This window comes from Castellaniella sp. (assembly GCF_034675905.1).
Taxonomy (GTDB): Bacteria; Pseudomonadota; Gammaproteobacteria; order Burkholderiales; family Burkholderiaceae_B; genus Castellaniella.
On the sequence record NZ_JAUCCV010000002.1, the window covers coordinates 607,753 to 631,301 of the forward strand.

The 23,549-nt window shown below is 63.0% G+C and carries 22 protein-coding genes; 8 read left to right on the forward strand and 14 right to left on the reverse strand.

Annotated elements, in window-relative coordinates:
- Positions 1 to 7: 7 nt before the first annotated feature.
- The 3 genes from tviB to gabD form a co-directional block, all read right to left on the reverse strand.
- The gene (gene tviB, locus VDP79_RS04005; RefSeq protein WP_323016918.1) at positions 8 to 1,282 is read right to left on the reverse strand and encodes a Vi polysaccharide biosynthesis UDP-N-acetylglucosamine C-6 dehydrogenase TviB; all 1,275 of its coding nucleotides are present in this window, start codon (positions 1,280 to 1,282) and stop codon (positions 8 to 10) included.
- Between the two features lie 55 nt (positions 1,283 to 1,337).
- Positions 1,338 to 2,420, reverse strand: coding sequence for a glycosyltransferase (locus VDP79_RS04010; RefSeq protein WP_323017020.1), 1,083 nt, complete (start codon positions 2,418 to 2,420; stop codon positions 1,338 to 1,340).
- A 201-nt stretch (positions 2,421 to 2,621) separates the two neighbouring features.
- The gene (gabD, locus tag VDP79_RS04015) at positions 2,622 to 4,076 is read right to left on the reverse strand and encodes an NADP-dependent succinate-semialdehyde dehydrogenase (protein ID WP_323016919.1); all 1,455 of its coding nucleotides are present in this window, start codon (positions 4,074 to 4,076) and stop codon (positions 2,622 to 2,624) included.
- Between the two features lie 175 nt (positions 4,077 to 4,251).
- On the opposite strand from gabD, the gene VDP79_RS04020 reads away from it, so the two are divergent.
- Both VDP79_RS04020 and gltS read left to right on the forward strand, forming a co-directional pair.
- Complete coding sequence (locus VDP79_RS04020) at positions 4,252 to 5,037, forward strand: IclR family transcriptional regulator (RefSeq protein WP_323016920.1); 786 nt, start codon at positions 4,252 to 4,254, stop codon at positions 5,035 to 5,037.
- Between the two features lie 95 nt (positions 5,038 to 5,132).
- Positions 5,133 to 6,401 carry a sodium/glutamate symporter gene (gltS, locus tag VDP79_RS04025; protein WP_323016921.1) on the forward strand — a complete coding sequence of 423 codons (1,269 nt, stop codon included), beginning with the start codon at positions 5,133 to 5,135 and terminating at the stop codon, positions 6,399 to 6,401.
- A gap of 508 nt (positions 6,402 to 6,909) precedes the next feature.
- Here the strand turns inward: gltS and coq7 are convergent.
- The 6 genes from coq7 to VDP79_RS04055 are packed head-to-tail and all read right to left on the reverse strand — an operon-like array spanning position 6,910 to position 11,784.
- On the reverse strand, positions 6,910 to 7,587 hold the full coding sequence (coq7, locus tag VDP79_RS04030) for a 2-polyprenyl-3-methyl-6-methoxy-1,4-benzoquinone monooxygenase (protein ID WP_323016922.1): 678 nt from the start codon (positions 7,585 to 7,587) through the stop codon (positions 6,910 to 6,912).
- A gap of 9 nt (positions 7,588 to 7,596) precedes the next feature.
- A complete protein-coding gene (locus VDP79_RS04035; protein ID WP_323016923.1) occupies positions 7,597 to 8,256 on the reverse strand; it encodes a hypothetical protein in 660 nt (219 codons plus the stop codon).
- Positions 8,253 to 8,882: an SCO family protein gene (locus VDP79_RS04040; RefSeq protein ID WP_323016924.1), complete on the reverse strand. Its 630-nt coding sequence runs from the start codon at positions 8,880 to 8,882 to the stop codon at positions 8,253 to 8,255. Before VDP79_RS04040 ends, VDP79_RS04035 begins: the two co-directional genes overlap by 4 nt.
- 15 nt (positions 8,883 to 8,897) lie before the next feature.
- Positions 8,898 to 9,482 (reverse strand): cytochrome c, encoded by a 585-nt coding sequence (locus VDP79_RS04045; protein WP_323016925.1) that lies wholly within the window; start codon positions 9,480 to 9,482, stop codon positions 8,898 to 8,900.
- Positions 9,479 to 10,108, reverse strand: coding sequence for a cbb3-type cytochrome c oxidase subunit II (locus VDP79_RS04050; RefSeq protein WP_323016926.1), 630 nt, complete (start codon positions 10,106 to 10,108; stop codon positions 9,479 to 9,481). The genes VDP79_RS04045 and VDP79_RS04050 overlap by 4 nt, the downstream gene beginning before the upstream one ends.
- Positions 10,109 to 10,110: 2 nt before the next feature.
- Positions 10,111 to 11,784, reverse strand: coding sequence for a cbb3-type cytochrome c oxidase subunit I (locus VDP79_RS04055; protein WP_323016927.1), 1,674 nt, complete (start codon positions 11,782 to 11,784; stop codon positions 10,111 to 10,113).
- Between the two features lie 209 nt (positions 11,785 to 11,993).
- On the opposite strand from VDP79_RS04055, the gene VDP79_RS04060 reads away from it, so the two are divergent.
- A complete protein-coding gene (locus tag VDP79_RS04060) occupies positions 11,994 to 12,416 on the forward strand; it encodes an OsmC family protein (RefSeq protein ID WP_323016928.1) in 423 nt (140 codons plus the stop codon).
- A gap of 6 nt (positions 12,417 to 12,422) precedes the next feature.
- Here VDP79_RS04060 and VDP79_RS04065 read toward each other — a convergent pair whose 3' ends face one another.
- From VDP79_RS04065 to VDP79_RS04080, 4 genes are read right to left on the reverse strand one after another with little or no spacing between them, the layout of a single operon-like run.
- A complete protein-coding gene (locus VDP79_RS04065) occupies positions 12,423 to 13,415 on the reverse strand; it encodes a thymidylate synthase (RefSeq protein WP_323016929.1) in 993 nt (330 codons plus the stop codon).
- Positions 13,412 to 14,251 (reverse strand): CoA ester lyase, encoded by an 840-nt coding sequence (locus VDP79_RS04070; RefSeq protein WP_323016930.1) that lies wholly within the window; start codon positions 14,249 to 14,251, stop codon positions 13,412 to 13,414. The genes VDP79_RS04065 and VDP79_RS04070 overlap by 4 nt, the downstream gene beginning before the upstream one ends.
- 33 nt (positions 14,252 to 14,284) lie before the next feature.
- Positions 14,285 to 15,808, reverse strand: a complete 1,524-nt coding sequence (locus tag VDP79_RS04075) for a fumarate hydratase (RefSeq protein ID WP_323016931.1) — start codon at positions 15,806 to 15,808, stop codon at positions 14,285 to 14,287.
- Positions 15,808 to 16,575 (reverse strand): crotonase/enoyl-CoA hydratase family protein, encoded by a 768-nt coding sequence (locus VDP79_RS04080; RefSeq protein ID WP_323016932.1) that lies wholly within the window; start codon positions 16,573 to 16,575, stop codon positions 15,808 to 15,810. Before VDP79_RS04080 ends, VDP79_RS04075 begins: the two co-directional genes overlap by 1 nt.
- A gap of 96 nt (positions 16,576 to 16,671) precedes the next feature.
- On the opposite strand from VDP79_RS04080, the gene glyQ reads away from it, so the two are divergent.
- The 5 genes from glyQ to VDP79_RS04105 are packed head-to-tail and all read left to right on the forward strand — an operon-like array spanning position 16,672 to position 21,853.
- On the forward strand, positions 16,672 to 17,565 hold the full coding sequence (gene glyQ, locus VDP79_RS04085; protein WP_323017021.1) for a glycine--tRNA ligase subunit alpha: 894 nt from the start codon (positions 16,672 to 16,674) through the stop codon (positions 17,563 to 17,565).
- A complete protein-coding gene (gene glyS, locus VDP79_RS04090) occupies positions 17,562 to 19,694 on the forward strand; it encodes a glycine--tRNA ligase subunit beta (RefSeq protein WP_323016933.1) in 2,133 nt (710 codons plus the stop codon). The genes glyQ and glyS overlap by 4 nt, the downstream gene beginning before the upstream one ends.
- Entirely contained in the window at positions 19,691 to 20,245 is a 555-nt protein-coding gene (gmhB, locus tag VDP79_RS04095) for a D-glycero-beta-D-manno-heptose 1,7-bisphosphate 7-phosphatase (protein ID WP_323016934.1), read from the forward strand. The genes glyS and gmhB overlap by 4 nt, the downstream gene beginning before the upstream one ends.
- Complete coding sequence (locus VDP79_RS04100; RefSeq protein ID WP_323016935.1) at positions 20,242 to 20,970, forward strand: lysophospholipid acyltransferase family protein; 729 nt, start codon at positions 20,242 to 20,244, stop codon at positions 20,968 to 20,970. Before gmhB ends, VDP79_RS04100 begins: the two co-directional genes overlap by 4 nt.
- Positions 20,957 to 21,853 carry a SprT family zinc-dependent metalloprotease gene (locus tag VDP79_RS04105; RefSeq protein ID WP_323016936.1) on the forward strand — a complete coding sequence of 299 codons (897 nt, stop codon included), beginning with the start codon at positions 20,957 to 20,959 and terminating at the stop codon, positions 21,851 to 21,853. Before VDP79_RS04100 ends, VDP79_RS04105 begins: the two co-directional genes overlap by 14 nt.
- On the opposite strand, the gene VDP79_RS04110 is transcribed toward VDP79_RS04105, so the two are convergent.
- Entirely contained in the window at positions 21,850 to 23,379 is a 1,530-nt protein-coding gene (locus VDP79_RS04110; protein WP_323016937.1) for an NCS1 family nucleobase:cation symporter-1, read from the reverse strand. The genes VDP79_RS04105 and VDP79_RS04110 overlap by 4 nt on opposite strands.
- Positions 23,380 to 23,549 lie beyond the last annotated feature (170 nt).

A 23,549-nucleotide genomic window follows, 5' to 3' on the forward strand; every position in this document is an offset into this window, starting at 1 on the left:
ATCTTCTTTATAGACGCAGATCGGATTCGGCGGCATCCAGCACGTATTTCAGGTCGTACAGGATATGTTCAGGCTTGCCCAGCGCCCGCAAGGCCGCCGCGCCCATGGCGGCGAACTGCTCGTGCGCCACCGCCAGGATGATGCCGTCATAGGCGCCCGGCGTGGGCTTGGAGACCGGCGTGATGCCGTATTCATGCTGCGCCTCGGCCGGCTCGACCCACGGATCGTAGACATCCACGTCGATGTTGTATTCGCCCAATTCGCGCACGATGTCCACGATCCGGGTATTGCGCAGATCGGGGCAGTTTTCCTTGAAGGTCAGCCCCATGACCAGTACATGGGACCCCTGCACCTGGATGCGGCGCTTGGTCATGGCCTTGATCAACTGCGAGACGACATAGCCGCCCATGGAATCATTCAGTCGCCGACCAGCCAGGATGATTTCCGGGTGATAGCCGATGGACTGGGCCTTGTGCGTCAGGTAGTAGGGGTCCACGCCGATGCAGTGGCCGCCGACCAGACCGGGCCGAAACGGCAGGAAATTCCACTTGGTGCCGGCTGCCTGCAGCACGTCCAGCGTATCGATGCCCAGACGATTGAAGATCAGCGCCAATTCGTTGATGAGCGCGATGTTCACGTCGCGCTGAGTATTCTCGATGACCTTGGCGGCTTCGGCGACCTTGATGGACGAGGCCTTGTGCGTGCCCGCCGTGATGATCTGCCGGTACAGGGCATCGACCAGCTCGGCGATTTCCGGCGTTGATCCTGAGGTCACCTTGCGGATCGTGGACACGCGGTGCTGCTTGTCACCCGGATTGATGCGTTCGGGGCTATAGCCCGCATAGAAATCGACGTTGAATTTCAGGCCCGAGGTCCGTTCCAGCACCGGGACGCAGACCTCTTCGGTTGCGCCCGGATACACCGTCGATTCGTAGATCACGGTATCGCCGCGCTTCAGGACGCGGCCGATGGTCTCGCTGGCGCGTTCCAGCGGCGTCAGGTCCGGCTGCTTGTACTGGTCGATCGGCGTGGGCACCGTCACGATGAACACATTGGCCGTCGCCAGTTCCGCCGGATCGCTGGAATAATGCAGGCGACTGGCCTCGGCCAGTTCCGGTCCCGACACTTCCAGGGTGTGATCGCGACCGGCACGCAGTTCGTCGATGCGCCGGGCATTGATGTCAAACCCCAGTACGTCGCGCTGCTTGCCGAATTCGACAGCCAGCGGCAGACCGACATAACCCAGGCCAACAACGGCCAGACGGACGTCCTGAATGTTCATGAAATTCTCCCCGGCTTCTTTGCCGTAACGATCGAAACAATATTAAGAAAGGATTTTAATCACGCCGCCCATGCCGCCCCAAGGACGGCAGCAACAGCCAGCGCGGGCGACGCCAGGTCGCCAGACGAATGTATAGCCAGATGTAGACGCCCGCGAACACCCCCATGCTGAGGCACAGCATCCAGGCGTTGTCCCACCACAGGGTAGCGGGCACCAATCCGATCAGCGCCAGCACCCACAGATAGGGCGACGTCATGGCGTTGCACAAAGCCGGCAGCGCATGGCGCCGGTCGCGGCTGAAAGTAACCCGGACCAAACGCCGGAACACCAACTGATGCAGATGCAGCGCATCCGGCTGATCCACCGGCACACCACGCTTGAACTTGCGCCGCCAGATGGAAAACAGGGTCTCGAAGACGGGATAGAAGAGCACGGCCAAGGCATAGAAAGGCGACACCCCGGGGTTGCGCACGACCAGCTGCACCGCCAGTTCCGCCAACATGAACCCCAGAAAATACGCCCCGCCATCCCCCAGGAACACGCGGCCAAACGGAAAGTTCCAGACCAGAAAGCCCATCGTGGCGGACGCCAGCGCCGTGGCAATCAGGAAAATAGGGATGTCTTGCACCTGCAAAGCGACCAGCGCCAGCGAAACCGACATCAAGGTGGCGATCATGCCCGCCAGCCCATTCATGCCGTCCACGATGTTCAAGGCGTGGGTGCAGCCTCCGACGGCCACCATGGTAAACAACAGGGAAATGATCGGCCAGTTGGACAGGATCATGTCCGCCCATGACAGGCCCACGCGCGATACCCCGCCCAGCAGCCACCAGGCGATGCCGGCCGACACGAACGCCGCCAACAGGCGTTTGCCGGAGCCGATTTCCTTGGTGATGTCTTCCAGCAAACCTGCCACGAACACCGGCAGCGCCGCCACGAACAAGGCAGGCCACAGCCAGGTCAGGGTCATATTGTGCGGCCCCAACACCAGCAGGCCGGCCAGACTGCCCGCCACCACGGCCAAGCCGCCGACTCTGGGCGCGGCGCGCTTGTGCATGGCCTGGGGTTTGTGCAGATCGGTATCCCCGGTATACCGGCCATGCCAGCGTTCAGAGACCACGATCAGCCCACCCACCATGAAAGCCACGATCCCGATCAGAGGCCAGCTGAGCGAAGCGGACAAACTGGAGGCGTTCAAGGCAATCCCGAATAGACAAAACGAGATTATCGGCGATATTTGTAACTTATGCCGTTGTGACAAAGATACACATGCAACAAAAGCATCTGACAGATCTACCCTCCCGGACGGGAGCGCTGGTCCGCCAGATGCAATCCGACGTCAGCTGATCGCCATGCACAGGTATTTGACGACCAGATAGTCATCCAAACCATAGTGCGAGCCTTCGCGGCCCAGACCGGACTGCTTGACGCCGCCGAACGGAACGGCCTCGTTGGACAGCAGGCCGGTATTGACGCCCACCATACCGTATTCCAGAGCCTCGGCCACGCGCCATATCCGGCCGATATCGCGGCTGTAGAAATAGGCCGCCAGACCGTATTCCGTATCGTTGGCCATGCGGATGACGTCGGCATCATCGCTGAAGCGGAACAAGGGCGCCAGCGGACCAAAGGTTTCCTCGCGGGCGAACTTCATCGTGGGCTGCGCATCCGCCAACACAGTGGGCTGGAAAAAGGTCTGCCCCAGCGCATGCGGCTGCCCGCCCGTCAGGATACGTCCCCCGTGTGCGACCGCGTCTGCAATATGTTCCTGGACCTTGGCGACCGCATCGGCATCGATCAATGGCCCCTGAGTGACGCCGTCTTCCATGCCATTGCCGACCCGCAGCTTGCCGACCGCCTGCACCAATTTCTGGCTGAAGGCGTCATAGACGGAATCCTGCACATAAAAGCGATTGGTGCACACGCAGGTCTGCCCGGCATTGCGGTATTTGCTGGCAATAGCGCCCTCGACGGCGGCATCCAGATCCGCATCATCGAAAACGATAAAAGGCGCATTGCCACCCAATTCCAGGGACAGCTTCTTGATTGACGGCGAGCACTGGCGCATCAACAGGCGGCCGACCTCAGTCGAGCCGGTAAAGGACAGCTTGCGCACCAGAGTGCTGGACGTCATTTCACCACCGATAGCGACGGCATCGCCCGTCACAACGGAGAACACACCCGCAGGCACCCCCGCTTCCTCGGCCAGCACGGCCAAGGCCAAGGCCGAGAAAGGCGTTTGTTCGGCCGGTTTGACGACCAGCGGACAACCAGCGGCCAATGCAGCCCCGGCCTTGCGCGTGATCATGGACGACGGAAAATTCCAAGGCGTGATGGCTGCGCAGACGCCGATGGGTTCCTTGGTGACGATCAGGCGGCGGTCTTTGGCAAACGTCGGAATGACATCCCCATAGGCGCGCTTGCCTTCTTCGGCGAACCATTCCAGAAAGGCGGCCCCATAGGTGATTTCCCCCCGGGACTCACTCAGGGGTTTGCCCTGTTCGGCCGTCATGATCAGCGCCAGGTCCTGAGCATGGGCCGTCATCAGATCAAACCAGCGCCGCAGGATGACCGCGCGCTCTTTGGCGGTCATCGCGCGCCACCCGGCCCAGGCCGCCTGCGCACCCTCGATGGCGCGGCGGGTTTCAGCGGCGCCCATGCAAGGCGCCACCCCCAGGACCTCGCCAGTGGCGGGGTTGCTGACCGGGAAAGTCTCAGCCGAATCCGCATCACACCACTGACCATTGAGATAGGCCTGCTGACGCAGCAGATCCGGTTTTTTCAGTGCCAACATGCTTGTGCTCCAAATGATCGTTCGATATAATGAACGTTGTTTGACATAATGAACGACTAGATCATAGCGGCCAGATCTGCCGAACGTCAATCCATCCTAAGATCACCGCACTGCGCACCGATGTCTGCACACCGGTCAGCACCCTGCCCTGTCTGCACGTTTCCGCCCTACCGCCATGACCAGCGATAAAATTCCGGCGCCTGCCGTTGCCCGCGCCTCCGCCGTCCTGGATTTGTTGGCTCGCACCAACAGCCCCATGAGCCTGGCCGAACTGGCCAAGACCCTGCAATTGCCCAAAAGCAGCCTGCACGGCTTATGCGTCACACTGGAACAACTGAATCTGATCACCCGGCTGGATGGCGGCCAGATGGCGCTGGGACCGCACGTGATGATGTGGGCCAATGCCTTCATGGCGCGGCTGGACATCACACAGGAATTCTTTGCTTCCTGGGATGACATGCGGATACTGCCGGAAGAAACCATCACCTTGTCGGTGCGCGACGGCGCCGAGGTCGTCTACATCGCCTGCCGCAACGGCAAACATCCGCTGGGCCTGACGTTTCACGCCGGCATGCGGCTGCCTGCGGTCTACGCCGCCACGGGGCTGGCCATGCTCAGCACTTTGCCGGACGCCAGCGTGCGCAAGCTGATGAACAGCGTGCCCGGCGGCTGGCCCGCCCCCCTGACCGAACGAGGCGCACGCGATACAACTGCCTTGATCGCAGAACTGCAGCAGATCCGCCAGCGGCAGTATTCCACCGATATCGAAGGGGTGCGCGAAGGCATGTATTGCTTCGGTGCGCCGGTATTCGATTCGCATCACCCCGAGGCCGTTGCCGGGGTGGCGGTCAGCATCCGTTCGCTGGAAATCAGTCCTGATCTGGAAGCCCGCGCCGGGCAAGCCATTCGCAAGCTGGCGGATCGCCTGTCGCAACGTCTGGGCGCCTGGCACGATCGGTAAGACGCCGAAAGAGCAAATCCAGAGTCGCCAGGCAGGAATTACAATCTGCTCCGGCTTGCGTTCTCACAGCCCGCGCCGTCGCACCCGGAGGCCTTATGGAAATCGCCCTCAACAGCTACTACACGCTCATCATCGCCGCTGCCGTCATGCTCTTGGGGCACTGGCTGGTCTTTCGCATCAAGCTGCTGTCCACGTTCAACATCCCAGAGCCGGTCGCCGGGGGCCTGCTGGCGGCGTTCGTCATCACGCTGCTCAACGCCACCACCGGCTTGCAACTCACGCTCAATAGCGACCTGCAAACCACCTTCATGCTGATGTTCTTCGCTTCTATCGGCCTGAGTGCGGATTTCACACGACTGAAGGAAGGCGGCAGGCCCCTTGTCATGCTGCTGGTTCTGGTATCTCTCTTCATCGTGCTGCAGGACGTCATCGGTGTCGGCCTGGCGGCGCTGCTGGGGCTCAAGCCCTTGATCGGCCTGGTTATCGGTTCGATCACCCTGACCGGAGGTCACGGCACGGCTGCCGCCTGGGGGCCTGTGCTGGAGACCCAATACGGCATCACGGGCGCTACTTCGCTGGGCGTTGCCACGGCCACTTTCGGCCTGGTATTCGGCGGCCTGATCGGCGGGCCGGTCGCCCGCTACCTGATTCGCCGACAGGACCGTAAACCATTGCCGCAAGCGTACGAGCGCACGAATATCGATACCATTTCAGGACAGCCGCGCCACGAACAGGCCAGCCAAAGCGAAGAAGGAAAGCGCTTGACCTTCGAGCTGTTCGATCAGCCCCGCCTGATTACCTCGTATGCCGTCATCGAGACCCTGGCCATGTTCGCCGCCTGCCTGATCAGCGCCGATCTGCTCAGCCAGTGGACCCGCGGCACGGCTCTAGAGCTGCCGACCTTCATCTGGGCGCTGGGAAGCGGAGTCGTGATCCGCAACATATTGACCCATGCGTTCCGCTTCGAGATGTTCGACCGCGCCATCGACGTCTTTGGCAATACATCCCTATCGCTGTTCCTGGCCATCGCGCTGGTCAGCCTGCGCCTGTGGGAATTGGCCGATCTGGCTGGGCCAGTGACGATCATTCTTGCCGTGCAAGTTGTGGCCATGATGCTGTATGCCGCCTGGATCACCTACCGTTTCATGGGGGCGAACTATGACGCCGCCGTGATTGCCGCAGGACATTGCGGCTTTGGCATGGGCGCTACCCCTACCGCCATCGCCAACATGCAGGCCGTCACTGACCGCTTCGGCCCATCGTACAAAGCCTATCTGATCGTGCCGCTGATCGGCGCGTTCTTTGTGGATCTGGTCAATGCCGTCGTCCTGCAGGCCTTCACCCAGATTCCTTTCCTGCAATAGGCGGGGAAGGTTGTGCCCCCACGCTGCGCAGGCTGACGCCCGCTTGCTGCCCCCCAAGGGGGCGCTTTTGCCTGGGGGCGGCCCGGCGGCAAAAGAAACCCCCACGCTGCGCAGGCTGACGCCCGCTTGCTGCCCCCCACCAAGGGGGCGCTTTTGCCTGGGGAGCGGCCCGGCGGCAAAAGAAGCCCCCACGCTGCGCAGGAACAAAAAAAAGCCCAAGATCCGAAGATCCTGGGCTAAATCCACCAAAGGAGGAGGGTGGAGGAGACAACCGTGGCATGCCGGGCTGCTAAGGTCATGGACCTGAGCCATCCGTGATTAGGGGTTTTCCCGCTGCAATCACGTCTCGACATCCGATAAGCAAAGTATATAAGCATCCTTTGCTGCGATGCAAGATTTATTTTATGTCAATAGATAACGGCCATAGGTTCGTTGCTTTTTACACACAAACAAGGGTAATCCTAGGTGCATTACCTGTCCGCCTCTGCTGCACACAGGCGCAGACGCGCTAGATCCGGTAGGCCGTCGTCGTCATGAGGCGCGACATCAAGCGCATCACCCCACGGATCGGGGCCGGCAAAGGAACGGCGCCATGGTTTTCCGCCGTGGTGCGATGGCCGATCTCGTCGTCCCGCATCTGTGTGACGACCTGACGCGAACGATCATCCTGCCCGGGCAAGGTATCCAGATGACCGTTCAGGTGTTCTTCGACCTGGCGCTCGGTTTCCGCCATGAAACCCAGGTTGTACGGCACCCCGGCCCGGCTGGCCGCCAGCCCCAGACTGAAGGCGCCGACATACCACAAGGGGTTGAGCAGACTGGGGCGGCTTTGCAATTCATCCAGGCGCTGGCGGCACCAGGCCAGATGGTCGGTTTCCTCGGCGGCCGCCTGCAACAGCACGGCGCGCACGGAACCATCCTGACACCCCAGCGCCTGCCCCCGATATAAGGCCTGAGCGCAGATTTCGCCCACATGGTTGACCCGCATCAGCCCGGCGGCGTGACGGGCTTCGTCAGCAGACAGCACCGGATCACCCGCCGTCGCCGGCCCTGCCGGATAAGGCCGGTCATGGGATACCGTACCATCGAGCACTTGCAGCGCCTGGCCGACTTCGGACAACAAGGCGTCCAGGGGGCCGGCGCGACGTTGCCAGCGGCCGGATTCCAGGGAATTCGTCAGGGTCATGAAAGTCCTCTATCGGTTCAAGAAGCGCCAGACCGGCTTCACTGCCGCCAGCAGCCAGCACGAGGGTAACACGATGGCCAGAGCGATCAGCCCCCGGCCAGCCCAGTCCTGATCGTCCTGCAGATAGGCGTTGCACAGACGGATCGGCTGGTCCAGATACACCATGCCGACAATGGCGCTCATCCAGCAAAAATTACCCAGAAAAAAGAGCTTGATCACCACATTGGCCCGCCGCACGGAGGCTCGCAGCAGCCAGCCGCATACAGGCAGACCCAGATACTTAAACGCGGCAACCCGCCAATCCACCAGGGCATCATCCAGTGCCTTGGGAATCATCCACCCCGCCCCCACCAGGCTGACCAGCAACAGGCCCGGCATGCCATAGGCGTTATACGACCAGCGGATGAGGCGGCCAGAGGTCGGCTGCCACAGAGGTGCGGCCTGAGCGCCGGATGTCACCGGCGCATCCTGTTTTTGCCCAGTGGCAGAGGCCCGCCATGCATGCCATGCCTGCTCGGCAAACACGCCGCCAGCCACCAATAGCGGTATCTGCACCACCATGTGCAGACTCATCAGCGCTGTCAACGCATCATGCCAGATCAGCGCCACCCCCAGGCAGAGGACAGCCGCCGCCAGAGACGCCCAACCGACAGATGGCGCGCGGTTCATGGCGTCTCCTTGACTGCCGTCATCAGGGACTTGGCGACCTTCAAGGCGACACCGGGATCATCCAGATCCACGATGCGCACCAGGCGCCCATCGGGCGTCACCACATGAAAGGCGGCGTTGTGCTCGAACTCTCCCAGGGGGGCCGGGACCACCATGATGCCGAAAAGATCCAACAGCGCACTGCGCTGCTCGGCATCCTTCAGGGTCATGAATTGCCAGATCTTGCGATCAGCGCCCATGCGCACGGCATAGCGGGACAAATCATCGGCCTGGTCCCGGGGATCGAAGCTGAGGCTGATCAGGCGCAACTGGTGCTGCAGCCCTTCCGCCTCGATCGCCTGCTGCAGGCGTTCGGTCAGCGACCCCTGCGCCAGGCACAGGGCGATACAGCGCGTATAGAAAAAATTGACGATGGCCACCCGGCCATCGTCCTGCAGATTGCGCTTGAAAGATTCCAGGCTGCCCGTATCGTCGAGCACCTGCACGGCGGGAAGCTCACGAGGCTGCGCCGCAATCGCCTGACGGCGCGCGGCCTCCGCCGTCAAAACGGTAAAGCCGTCCGTCAGACTGTAAAGAACCCCGATGCCCGCCGCCAGGGCCAGCACCAGGGACAACACCCACCGCATGCGCCGCCTACCCGCTTATTTCTTTTCCAGCAGCGGACGCAGATCCTCGTCGCCCTTCCAGGGCGTGGTCTGGTCCTTGGAATCGGCACGGACCTTGGCGACGAGCTGTGCGTCTGTGGTCGATGCCGAATTGCCGAAGCTGGTGCGCACGTGATTGACGATGGCGGCCACTTCCTCGTCAGAGAATTTGTCCTGGAAGTGCGGCATTTCACCGTTGTATTTGACGCCTTCGACAGTCAGCGGGCCATGGATGCCATGCAAAACGATACGCACCATGATGCCGGGATCGGCCGCATCCACCCATTCGGACTTGGACAACGGCGGAAATACCCCCGGCACCCCAGCGCCGCTGGCCTGGTGACAGGCCACGCAATTGGCGGTGTACAGCTGCCCGCCATCGGCCCTGGCGGGCACGGCAAAGTCGGCCATGACGCGACCATCGCCCACCGAAGGCGGCATGGGCGAGTAGGCGGTGTACAGGTACCAGAGCGCCCAGATCAGCAGCGTGCCGATGACGCCCAGCACGATTTTGGGAATCGGCCGACTGCCTTCAACGGGTTCGGGCTGTTCACGGCGCTGTTGGGTGAATTTGTTGCTCATTTCGTCGCTCCTTCAGCGGGCTGTTCCGGTAGCGTCGGCAGCTGGGCATCGGGATTGACCGGGTAGGTATGGTCCAGGCCGATCAGGTAATCAACCAAGTCCAGCGCTTCCTGTGTGGCCACGACGACCTTGCCATCAGCCGGCGCATAGCTGGGCGGCAGGTTGACGACCTTGTCGCCCGCTTCGGCCTTGTCCTTGAGCTTGAACAGGAAGGGGAAGGCCGGCATATTGCTGTGCGGGGTATAGGCGCGGGGTTCGTACAGGTGACCCAGGTTCCAGTCTACGCTGGGCTGGCGCGCGCCGATATTGAACAGATCCGGGCCGGTCCGCATGGTACCCAGCAGATGCGGATGATCGTAGTAATAATCGCCCGCCACCGATGCGCGTCCCCAGCCTCGCTGGAAATCCGGCGCCATGGACTGGCTGCGCGGCTGCTGCGAGTGGCAGTAGACGCAGCCCATCTCGATATAGACCTGGCGGCCACGCAATTGCTGTTCGGTATAGGGCTTCAGGCCCGGCGAAGGCTGCACATCCGACAACTGCATGTAGGGCAGCACGACCAGCGTGGCCGTGGCCAGGGCCAGCGTCACCATCGCCCCGCTAAGAAGTTTGTATTCGCTTTCCATGATCAGGCACCTGCAATCGCCTGAATTTCAGGCTGAGACTTACGTTTATGCAACAAGGCGGGACCCACGCGGTTTCGGCCATAGCGCAGCGCCATCTGCACGAAGTGCACGGCAAAGACCAGGTGACCCAGCGTCATCAGGGTGCCGCCCAGCGTGCGAGCTTCCAGATACGGCATCGTGACCAGCACAGAATCCATGAAGGGCCGGGCGGCATCCAGCATGGCCAGGCCTTGCAGCCAGCCGCCGATGGACAGGCCGATGATGTAGACCATCATGCCGATGAACACCAGCCAGAAGTGCACGATGATGAGCTTCGGATGCGGCCATTCCCAGGACATGACGCGCGGCATCACGAAATAGATGGCGCCGAACATGACGATGGAGAAGAAGGCATACAGCCCCAGGTGGGCGTGCGCCACGGTGAAGTGCGTGAAGTGCGCCACGCGGCTGACGCTGCGCAGGGCCTCGAAGGAGCCTTCGAAGGAACTGACCGTATACATCATGGCGCCCAGCACGATGAAGCGCAGCGTAGGCGAGTAGTACATGGTCTTGAAATGGCCGCGCATCGTCAAATGCTGGTTCACCGAAAAGGCCAGCACCGGGATGATCATCATCATCGACTGGACGATGGACAGCGACACCAGCCAGTGCGGCACCGGGCCGCCCACCAGGTGGTGACCGCCGACCTGGCCGTAAAAGAACGCCAGCGCCCAGAAACCGATCAGGGACAGGTTGTAGGACTGGATCGGGCGACCGATGATCTTGGGCAGGAAGTAGTACACCGAGGCCAGGGCGATCGGGGTGTAGTACAGACCCAGCACGTTATGGCCGAACCACCAGTTCATGGTGGCCTGCTCGACACCGAAGTGGACACCGGGGACTTTACCGACCAGATACAGCACCGGGAACCAGAACAGCGCGGCGCCCATGTACCAGATCGAAACATACAGATGATCGACCTTGCGGTTACGCAGCGTGAACACCAGCGGCAGGGCGATCAGCGAACCGCCGATCACCAGCAGGATACTGACCTGCCAGGGGATTTCCAGCCATTCCAGGCCGTCGTTGATGCCTGCAGCAATCGCGCCCAGGCCTGCAATCAGGCCGGCATTCCACAACATGCAGCCCAGCAGCGCGAAACGACCGCCGTACAGGCGGGTTTTCAGCAGACGCGGCAACACCCAGATGGCAATCCCGAAAGCGGCCATCGGGCACCAGCCGTAGGCCACCATATTCAGGTGCAGCGTCCGGGTGCGGCCAAAGGTCAGCCAGGCGTAGTCCGTCAGGAATTCTGGGCTGTGCAGCTTGATCGAGCTGATCAGACCAAAGGTCGATGCAGCGACCAGCCAGACGATGGCACAGGCCAGGAAGACGAAGGTCACATAGGCGGTGGACTGGTCAGCCTCCATGCGCTCGGTCAGTTCCGCCTTGAGCTTTTCAGCCAGCGAGGGGTCGATGACGGCCTTGCCGCCGTCGGTGACGACCTGCTGCAAGCCAGCCCGCTGTTCGGGCGTGGCGGAAGGGTCTTCAACGTGGCCGATTTCGCCGGTTGAAAAGATCACCCCCGCAGCCGCAGGGTTGTCGTCGAACATGTTCCGTCGCAGGGACCAGATAAAAATACCCAGCCCGGTCACGGACATGATAAAGGTCAGAAGTAGTACGGTGACGGTATCCACAGCGCTTCCAGTGAAGGACAATTGACGCTCGAGCGCGGATAAAATCCGGGGCTCGGCAGCCGACAATTGTAGCGTTAGTTTTGATTTATGATAAATCTACGGTTTAGATCAAGAAGGATAAACCCCCATACGGAGCAAGGGTTTCCGACCGTTCTGACGATGACTGTCATAGCAACATAATCAGGGAAAACCCTAGGAAACACACGATCATGGAATGCACCCTCGACTGGCAAGGCCCGGATGGCATGCTGTTCATTTCACGCACCGGCAGCGGACACGTCCTGGCGATGGATGGCGCCCCGGATGGCGGCGGCCAGAATCTGGCGGCACGCCCGATGGAGACTGTCCTGACCGGCGCCGGCGGCTGCGCCGCCTACGATGTCGTGCTGATCCTGAAGCGCGGCCGCCATGCCATCACCGGCTGCCGGGTCAAGCTGACCGCTGAACGCGCCGATACGGAACCCAAAGTTTTCACCCGCATCCATTTCGCCTTTCAGGTCACGGGCCGGGATCTGCCTGCCGCTGCCGTCGAACGCGCGGTGGAACTGTCGCACACGAAATATTGTTCCGCCGTGGCCATGCTGGAAAAGACGGCGACGATCACACATTCAGTAGAGATCATCGCCGCCTGACAGGCGCTACACCGCCATCGGCGCCGTCAGCGGCGGGTGGTGCCGATAGCCTTCCAGTACGAAGTCGCCGGGCTCCACGCGATCCAGCCATTCCGGCGCATAGACGCCGGTGTCGGCATAGGCGGGGATGCGGTCCGACAGGCGCAATTGCGGCGCCGGGTACGGATCGCGGCGCAGCTGTTCGCGCAGCATGTCGACATGCGTCTCATAGATATGCGCATCGCCGATGAAATACGTGAACCAGCGTGGCGTATAGCCCGTCAGCTTGGCCATCAGATGCGTCAGGGCAGCGCCTTCGGTCAGATTGAAGGGCGTCCCCAGACCGACGTCATTGCTGCGGATGTACAGGCACAGGGATAGTTCACGCGTCGTCGGGTTGGCTAGAAACTGGTACAGCAGATGGCACGGCGGCAAGGCCATTTCTTCGATCTGCGCCCAGTTCCAGCCATGAAACAGAATACGGCGGCTGCCGGGGTCGTTCATCAGGGTGTCCAGGCACTGCCGCAACTGGTCCACTGCCTTGTACAGCACAGCCTGGCGGGCCTTGCCGTTGCCAGCAGGGTCTGCCACCACGCCGACCTGCCGGTAGCCGCGCGCCTGCGCATCGATCATCTGCGCGGCGCTACGCGGTTGATCCAGGTCGATCAGCTTGTAGGCCGGCCACTGGCGCCACTGCACGCCATAGACGGGCCCCAGATCATCGGGACCGTCGCGCCAGGGGCTGGCCAGCCAGGCCTGGTTTTCATTGGCGTTCTGATCCCAGACGCGGCAGCCCAGGGCGCGAAAATCCGCCGCGCTGTCGGCCGCCCGCAAAAACCCGACCAGCTCGCCGATGGCCGACTTGAACGCCAAGCGCTTGGTCGTGACAGCCGGGAAGCCTTTGCTCAAGTCGAAACGCAGGCAGGCGCCGGGCAGGCTGAGCGTGCGCACCCCCGTGCGGTTGTCCTGCCAGGATCCCTGATCAAAAATCGACTGCACCAGGTCCAGATACGCCCTCATGCCGAGCGCATCCGGTACAGATTGCCGCGTTCCAGCACGCGCCGGGCGCTTTCGATCACCGGCAGATCCACCATGCGGCCATCCAGGCGGAACGCATATTCCCCGGTACTGTCCGCATGATCGACCACGCGCTGCGCCCAATCGAGTTCCTCGGGCAGCGGCTGATACACCTGATGCACGACCGGCACCTGCTTGGGATGAATGCACAGCATGCCGCCGAATCCCATGTCGCGGGCCAGCACGGCGGTACGTTCCAGGCCCTCGAGATCAGAAAAGTCGGCGTAGATCGTATCGACCGGATCGGCCAGCCCGTGCATGCGGCTGGCCTGCAAAATCTGGAAGCGCACCTGATCCAGGATCCGCTGGGCGCCTTCTGTGCGCGGCCGGGTGCCGAATTCCACCATCAGGTCCAGGATTCCGAACGTCAGGCGCACTACCCCGTTGGCGCCGGCGATATCGTCCAGCACCCGCAGGCCCTGGGCGGACTCGATGGCCGGGATCAAGGGCTTGCCGGCGCCGGAGACCGTGTAGACGTGCTCTGCCGCCTGGGCCTTGGGCAGCACGATGCCGGCCACGGCGGACAGTTCACGGCACATGGCCAGATCGTCGTCGAACCAAGGCGTCGAGCCATCGTTGATCCGCACCCACAAACGATCCTGGGGATGTTCGGCCGCGTAACGGACCAAGGCATCCCGCGCGGTGGATTTATCATCAGGCGCCACGGAGTCTTCCAGGTCGACGATGACGACATCCGCGCCGCTGGCGATGGCCTTGGGAAAGCGATCCGGTCGGTTGGCCGGCACGAACAGCGCACTGCGCATCAAAGTGTCATGCATAGCATCCCCCTGTGTCATGAAGAAAAAACCCGTTCAAGCCCCGGCGGCGACCACGCGAGCGGCAATCCGCTGCTGCCATTCCCGAGGACCGGTCGTGTGCACGGACACCCCTTGGGAATCCACCGCCACCGTGACCGGCATGTCCTGCACCCGGAATTCATAGATGGCTTCCATGCCCAGGTCTTCAAAGCCCACCACCCGGGCGGAGCGGATGGCCTTGGACACCAGGTAGGCGGAACCGCCCACGGCCATCAGGTAGGCCGAACCGTGCTGCCGAATGGATTCGATGGCCTCGGGGCCGCGTTCGGCCTTGCCGATCATGGCCAGCAAACCGGTCTTTCCCAACATCATATCGGTAAACTTGTCCATGCGCGTGGACGTGGTGGGGCCGGCGGGGCCGACAACCTCGTCGCGCACCGGATCGACCGGCCCGACGTAGTAGATCACCCGCCCGGCGAAATCGACCGGCAAGGATTCGCCTCGGGCCAGCATGTCCTGGATGCGCTTGTGGGCGGCATCACGGCCGGTCAGGATATGGCCGGACAACAGCAGGCGCTCGCCTGGTTTCCAGGAAGCGACGTCTTCTTTGGTCAGGGTATCCAGATCGACCTGGCGCGAGGCTTTGTAGTCGGGCTTCCAGTGGACTTCGGGCCATGCGGACAGCGCCGGCGGCTGCAGGGCAGCCGGCCCGCTGCCGTCCAGCACGAAATGCACGTGGCGCGTGGCGGCGCAGTTGGGAATCATGGCGACCGGCTTGGACGCCGCATGGGTGGCACAGGTCATGATCTTCACGTCCAGCACCGTCGTCAGGCCGCCCAGGCCCTGGGCGCCGATGCCCAGGGCATTGACCTTCCGGTACAGATCGATGCGCAGTTCTTCGAGCTTGTTTTGCGGCCCGCGCTGCAGCAGTTCATACATATCGATGTCCTGCATCAGGGACTGCTTGGCCATGAGCATGGCTTTTTCCGCCGTGCCGCCCACGCCGATGCCCAGCATGCCCGGCGGACACCAGCCCGCGCCCATGACCGGCACGGTCTTCAACACCCAATCCACCAGTGAATCGCTGGGGTTGAGCATGGCGAACTTGGTCTTGTTTTCCGAGCCGCCGCCCTTGGCGGCCACCTGCACGTCCACCGTATCGCCGGGGACCAGTTCCACCTGCAGCACACAGGGGGTGTTGTCGCGGGTGTTGCGGCGGGTGAACAAGGGATCATCCAGCACCGAGGCCCGCAGCGGATTGTCGGGATTGGTGTATCCCCGGCGCACGCCCTCGTCGCAGAGTTCCTGCAAGCTGCGGCGCGTATCGAAACGCACGTCCATGCCGACCTTCAGGAACACATTGACGATGCCGGTGTCCTGGCAGATAGGCCGGTGGCCTTCGGCGCACAGGCGCGAATTGGTCAATATCTGAGCGATGGCGTCGCGCGCAGCGGGGCTTTCCTCGACCTCGTAGGCGCGGGCCAGATGCTGGATGTAATCCAGCGGATGATAGATGCTGATGAACTGGACGGCATCTTCGATGGATTGGATCAGATCGTGTTCGGTGATGGTGGTCATTATTTTCCCTTCCAGACCGGTGGTCGTTTTTCGGCGAACGCAGTCGCGCCTTCGCGCGCGTCCTCGGATGTAAAGATATGGGCAATGCGTGGGCGCTGCAGATCGAACATGTCGTCTGCGCGCCAGTTGCGCGATTGTGAGATGACGGCTTTGGCCGTGCGCACCGCCAGCGGGCCGTTGGCGGCGATCGTCCGCGCCAGGGCCAGGGCGGCATCCAACGCGCCGCCCGGTTCCGCCAGGCGGTTGACCAGGCCCAGCTGATGAAAGCGGTCCGCCGGGAACAGATCGCCCGTCAGGACGGCTTCCATGGCGACGTGGTAGGGAATGCGCGAAGGCAGGCGCAGCATGCCGCCGGACCCCGGCACCAGCCCGCGCTTGACCTCGGGCAGGCCGAACGTCGCATCACGGGCCGCCACGATCAGGTCGCAGGCCAGCGCCAGTTCGCAGCCGCCCGCCAGGGCATAGCCCTCGACGGCGGCAATCAGGGGTTTTTCCGGCGGGCGTTCGCACAATCCGCCAAAGCCGCGATTCCCCACATAGGGGCGCTGACCGCTGGCGGCAAAGGCCTTCAGATCCATGCCCGCGCAAAAATGGCCGCCCGACCCGGTCAGGATGCCCAGGCGCAATTGCGGGTCGCCGTCCAGCATATCGAGCGCCGCCGCCAGGGCTCGCGCCGTTTCCAGATTGACCGCATTTCGCGCCTGCGGCCGGTTCAGGCTCAGGACCAGGATATCGCCCTGTCGCCGGACTTCCAGACACTCGCTCATGTGTTCTCCGACAAAGTGGATAAAATGGCCGTTTCGGGTGCAGTCCGCACTGTACCCGAGTTTCGGATACAAACCTTGCGGGTCACCCGCCACGTCATGCTCACATTCCAACAACTGATTTTATCGCTCCAGCAATATTGGGACCGGCAGGGCTGCACCCTGCTGCAGCCCTACGACATGGAAGTCGGGGCCGGCACGTCCCACACCGCCACGTTTCTGCGCGCCATCGGCCCGGAACCCTGGCGGGCGGCGTACGTCCAGCCATCCCGGCGCCCCAAAGACGGGCGCTACGGCGATAACCCGAACCGGCTGCAGCATTATTATCAGTTCCAGGTGGTCCTGAAACCGGCCCCGCTGAACATCCTGGACCTGTACATAGGGTCCCTGAAAGCCGTCGGCATCGATCCGCAGCAACACGACATCCGCTTCGTCGAAGACGACTGGGAAAACCCCACGCTGGGCGCCTGGGGCTTGGGCTGGGAGGTCTGGCTCAATGGGATGGAAGTCACCCAGTTCACCTATTTTCAGCAGGTCGGCGGCCTGGACTGCAATCCCACGATGGGCGAAATCACCTACGGGCTGGAACGCCTGGCCATGTATCTACAAGGGGTGGAATCCGTCTACGACCTGGTCTGGACGCAAGCGCCCGATGGCCGCTGCGTCCACTACCGCGACGTGTTCCACCAGAACGAGGTCGAACAGTCCACCTACAATTTCGAATACGCCGCCACGCCCATGCTGTTCACCCACTTCAACGACTACGAGACCGAGGCCAAGCGCCTGATCGAAGTCCCGCTGGCCCTGCCCGCCTACGAGGCCACCCTGAAGGCCGCCCACACGTTCAATCTGCTGGACGCCCGGGGGGCCATCAGCGTCACGGAACGCGCCGCCTACATCGGCCGCATCCGCAACCTGTCACGCGCCGTGGCACAGGCCTACTACGAATCCCGCGAACGGCTGGGCTTTCCCATGCTGGAGGCCCAGGCATGAACACGAGCCCCCTGATCATCGAGCTGCTCACCGAAGAACTGCCGCCCAAAGCGCTGAACGCCCTGGGTAACGCCTTTGCCGAGCACATCCGGAAAACCCTGCAGGACCGGCACCTGCTGGCGCCATCCTGCACCTGCGCCGTCTACGCCACGCCGCGCCGCCTGGCCGCCTATTTCAGCGCGGTCCTGGGTCAGGCCCCGGATCAATCCTACAGCGAAAAACTGATGCCCGCCGCCATCGGGCTGGACGAGCAAGGGGCCGCGACTCCGGCCCTGTCCAAAAAACTGCAGGCCAAAAACCTATCCCACCTGACCCCGGCCGATCTGGTGCGCCGCCACGACGGCAAACAGGATGTGCTCTACGCCGAGGGGACGGCCCCCGGCGCCGTGCTGGCCGACGGCCTGCAACAGGCGCTGGATCACGCGGTCACCCACCTGCCCATCCCCAAGGTCATGCAGTATCAACTGAACGACGGGCATACCAACGTCAAGTTCGTACGGCCGGCCCACCATCTGCTGGCGCTGTGGGGCGATGCCGTCGTCCCGGTGCATATCCTGGGCCTGCAGGCAGACCGCATCACACGCGGACACCGCTTCCTGTGCCAGGAACCCCTGACGATCACATCCGCCGATGATTGGGCGGCCGTCCTGGGCAACACAGGCCATGTCATTCCCGCGTTCGCTCAACGTCGCGAACGCATCGCCCGGCAGCTGGCGGAAGCCTCCGCCGCCTTGGACGCCACCATCGGCACGACCCCCGAAGTCGATGCGCTGCTGGACGAAGTCACCGCACTGGTGGAATGGCCCACCGTCTATGTCGGCGCCTTCGAGGAAGCCTTTCTGGCTGTACCGCCGGAATGCCTGATCCTGACCATGCGGCTGAACCAGAAATACTTCCCGCTGTTCGATCCGGCGACCGGGGCCTTGACCCACCGCTTCCTGATCGTCAGCAATATGCAGCCTCAGGACCCTGTCCACATCATCCAGGGCAACCAGCGTGTGGTGCGCCCTCGCCTGGCTGACGCACAGTTCTTCTACCAGACCGACCTCAAGACCCCGCTGGCCGACCGCGTCGCCGATCTGGCGCACAGCGTCTACCACAACAAGCTGGGCTCCCAGCTGGAACGCACAGAACGGGTCCGCAAGGTAGCGCGCTGGCTGGCCCCTCTGCTGGGCGGGCAGCCGCTGGTCGCCGCCCGTGCCGCCATGCTGGCCCATGCCGACCTGGGTACGCTGATGGTGGGAGAATTCCCCGAACTGCAAGGCATCATGGGCGCCTACTACGCCCAGCACGACGGCGAGCCCCCCGAGGTCGCGCGCGCCTTGCGCGATCAGTACCGCATCCGCCTGGACGAACCCGTCCAGGCCGACACCTTGATCGCCGCCGTGCTGTTCATGGCTGAACGCGCCGAGACCCTGATCGGCATCTGGGGCATCGGTCTGGCGCCTACCGGCGAACGCGATCCCTATGGCCTGCGCCGCGCGGCGCTAGGCCTGATCAGCGCCTACGAACAGCTCGTGGCCGGCGGCTGGCTGCAGGCCAACCAGGATTCCCCGGCCCGCTTGGCCGAGCTGCTGGAACAGGCCGCCGCCAACTTCGGCCCCGGACAACTGGCGCGCGGCACGGTCGATGCGGTGCTGGAATTTGTCTACGAACGTTATCGCAATCAGCTGGCGGCCACGTGTGACCGGGCAGCCATCGACGCCGTCCTGGCGCTGCGCCCGCCAGTGCACCAGGTCGCCGCCCGCGTGCGGGCCTGCATGGAATTCGCCGCCCTGCCGGAAGCCGAATCCCTGGCAGCCGCCAACAAACGCGTCAGCAATCTGCTGAAAAAGGCGGATGGCGCCCTGCCCGACTTTGATCGCAGCCTATTGTCCGAGCCTGCGGAACAGCAGCTGGCCGATGCCATCACACAACTGACGCCGCAGGCGCAGGCGGCCTTGCAGGCGGGCGACTTCACCGCCAGCCTGGCTATCCTGGCCCAGGCCCGCACCGCGGTCGACCGCTTTTTCACCGACGTCATGGTGATGGCCGAAGACCCGCGTATCCGCGGCAACCGCCTGGCTTTGCTGAAATCCCTGCATGACCTGATGAACCAGGTCGCCGATCTGTCCAGGCTGGCCCAGTGAAGCTCATCATCCTGGACCGCGACGGCGTCATCAATGAAGACAGCGACGCCTACATCAAATCGCCCGACGAATGGATCCCCATTCCCGGCAGTCTGGAAGCGATCGGCCGGCTCAGCCAGGCTGGCTGGCGGGTCGTCATCGCCAGCAACCAGTCCGGCGTAGCGCGCGGCCTGTTTTCCATGGAAACCCTGGGCGCCATCCACACCCGGATGCGCCAAGCGGCGGCGGACGCAGGCGGGCGCATCGACGCCATCTTCTTCTGCCCCCACGGCCCCGAAGACGGCTGCGCCTGCCGTAAGCCCCAACCCGGCATGCTGCATGACATCGGACGCCGCCTGGATATCCACCTGGACGGCATTCCCCTGGTGGGCGACAGCCTGCGCGACCTGCAGGCAGCCGCTGCCGTCGGCTGCGCTCCGTGGCTGGTCCTGACCGGCAAGGGCCGCAAGACCTGGGAAACAGCCGGCACCAGCGGGGAACTGCCCGTCGGCACCGAGGTCCGCGACGACCTGGCCGCCGTCGCCGATGCATTGATCAAGGCAAACCCATGATTTTCCTGCGCTCCGCGTGCTACATGGCCTTTCTGGTCATCACCGTGATTCCCTACGCCCTGTGCTGCGTCCTGTGGGCGCCGCTGCCCCTGGTCTGGCGCTACCGCTTGACCTTGGGCTGGCCGCGCCTGGCCCTGTGGGGCGCCCGCTGGATACTGGGCATCCGATACCGGACGCAGGGCACGGAACACCTGCCCAAGGGCCCTGCCATCATCCTGTCCAAACACCAGTCGGCTTGGGAAACCCTGTATTTCGCCGTCAAACTGCCCCGCGACGTGGTGTTCGTCTACAAAAAAGAACTGCATCACGTGCCGTTTTTCGGCTGGAGCCTGGCGCTGCTCAGCATGATTCCCATCGATCGGGCCAAGGGCCGGGAATCCTTTGATCAGGTGGTACGCATCGGCAGCCAACGGCTGCAGGAAGGGCGCTGGCCGGTGCTGTTTCCCGAAGGCACCCGGGTCGCCCCCGGCGAAGTCGGACGCTACAAGCAAGGCGGCGCCCTGCTGGCCTGCAAAACAGGCGTGCCGGTCATCCCGGTGGCCCACAATGCGGGCGAACGCTGGCCGCGCAACGCTTTTCTGAAAACTCCCGGCCTGGTGACGGTCTCTTTCGGCCCGCCACTGGACCCGACGCAGCACAACCCGGTTTCCCTGAACGGCGCCGTGCGCGACTGGATCGAGGCCGAGATGCGGGTCCTGAATCCGGAACGCTATGCCAAGCGGTGAACCGCGCCAGCTCAGCCTGTTCGACTCGCAGGTCCCCGGCGCCCGCACCACCGCGCCAACGGTTCCTACAGCTGATACGAGCCCTGACATCGCGCCTCGTATCAGCCCGCCGAACCGCAGCACCCCCGCCCCGGAAATGCCAGGCTATCGGCGCCATGCGCTGCATCTGCCCGACGGCCCCCTGGACTATGCGCTGCGGCGTTCCCGCCGCCGCACCATCGGCCTGACCATCCGCGATGCCCGTCTGCTGATCCAGGCGCCCTCCTGGGCCACACGGACACAGATCGAGGAGGTCATCCACGAAAAATCCCGCTGGATCCGCGACAAACTCAAGTCCAGCCAGGAACGCCTGACCTTGCTGGCGCTGCAAGACACGCAATGGCGCGCCGGCGGGCGCATCCCCTATCTGGGCGTCATGATTGCCCTGCAATTGGACGGCGCCCAGGATGCCTGGTTCGACGGCGATAGCCGCCACCCCGCAGCAGGCGATTGCCTGCGCCTGCCCCTGCCTGGCGACACAGAGACAAGCCGCATCCAGGAGCGCGCCCAGGCCTGGCTGCAGGCCCGTGCCACCGAAGACTTTGAATGCCGTCTGCGCGACGCACTGGACCGGGCAGGCCAGCAGATCGACAGCTGGAGACTCTCCGGCGCGCAAGGCCGCTGGGGATCCTGCACCAGCCAGCGCCGCATCCATTTGAACTGGCGGCTGATCCATCTGCCGCCCGCACTGATCGACTACGTGGTTGCGCACGAGGTCGCGCATCTGAAGGAAATGAATCACGGCCCCGCCTTCTGGCGCGAGGTCGAAGCGCTATGCCCGGACTTCAAGCAGGCCCGGGACGCCCTGGCGCAGCATCACCCGGCCAGCCTGCCCCTGTTCTAGACGGCAGCAGCATCCGCGGCAGGGGGATCGATCACGACGCGGCCGCGCATCGCCAGCCAATGGAAAAATCCGCCCAGGAAAGCGCCGATGATCCAGCCGAAACCGCCCAGTGTTTCCCCCACGATGGGCACCCAGACCGTCGCCATGGAAAAGACGGCGGCGGCGCCGACGGCGAACAGGGCCCGGTAATTCCAGCCGTTGGTGAAGTGGTACACGCTTTTCTCGGACATGGTGAACATATCGGCGACATACAGGCGGCCTTTGCGCAGGATGTAGTAATCGCACACCAGCAAGCCATATAAGGGGGCCAATACAGCGCCCAGCGTATCAACGAATTTGTCGAACCCCATGGGCGCGATCACCGCGACCCACAGCACAGAGATGATCAGGCCGACCGTGGCGGTGATGTAGCCGCCGATCCGAAAGGAAATCCTGGACGGCCACAGATTGGCCAGATCGTAGGCGGGCGGAACAAAATTGGCCACCAGATTGATGCCGACCGTCGCTACGAAAAAGGTAACCGCCGCAATCAGCGTCAGGTAGGTGTTGCCGACCAGGCCGACGATGTCCGCCGGGTTGGTCAGCGGTTCGCCGCCGCCATGCTGCAAGGCGATATAAGACCCGGCCGTGATGAACAAAGCCAGGAACGTAAACAAGGTAAGCGATACCGGCAAACCGTAGAAATTGCCCCGGCGCATCTGCGACAAGGAGCCGGTGAATCTGGAAAAATCGCCGTAATTCACGACGACAGCCGCAAAATACGCCACCATGGTACCGACCACCCCCACAAAGGATGACACCGCCGCCCAACCGCTGAGTTCCGACTGGAACAAGGAACCGACCCCGCTGATCAATTCATCGCCCGCCTCGACCCACAGGAAGATCAGCAGCATGATCATCACGACATACACCGCCGGCCCGGCAAAATTCAGGAAGCGCGAGATCCAGCCGATGCCTCGGGAAAAAATCACCAGCTGGAAAACGGTCACGATGATGATCGACAGCCAGCCCACCCACGTCAGGGACAGGAACGTGACGGCCGAATGGTGGGGAAACAGCACATTGATGGCCAGGGCCACGGCGGTAGAGGCGAAATACGTCTGGGCGCCGAACCAGAACATGCCCACGATGCCACGCAGCAAGGCGGGAAACCGCGCCCCCAGCACGCCCATATTGGTGCGCGCGATCACCGCATAGGGGATGCCATAGCGCACGCTGGGCTTGCCGGACAGATTGACCAGGAACATCACCACGACGCTGGCGACGATGATGGCCAGAAATACCAGCCACCCGCTGATGCCCGCCGTGATGAACAGGCTGGCCGCCAGGGTGTAGCCCGCCAGCGACTGCACGTCGTTGGTCCAGACATTGAAGATTTCCAGCGCCCCCCAGGTCCGCTTCGAGGCCGGCACGGGGGCCAGATCCTCGTTGAAGAGCCTGGCGTCGCGATCGTTGATCGCATAGTCCGCCTCGGACAACAAGCCCGTCGTGCCGGAGATACGCTGATGGATATCAGATGCGCTCATGGCTGATCTTCCCGTCATGGTTATCGATCGTGACGACCTTGCCTGCCTCACGACAATTGCTCAAAAGGTACCATGAAGCCTGCGGCGCCGATAGCGGCATTTACGCCATCTGGAATGTAGGGTAAGGTTTTGCTGCAGTCCCCTCACTCACACGGCCAACAGGTGACGAT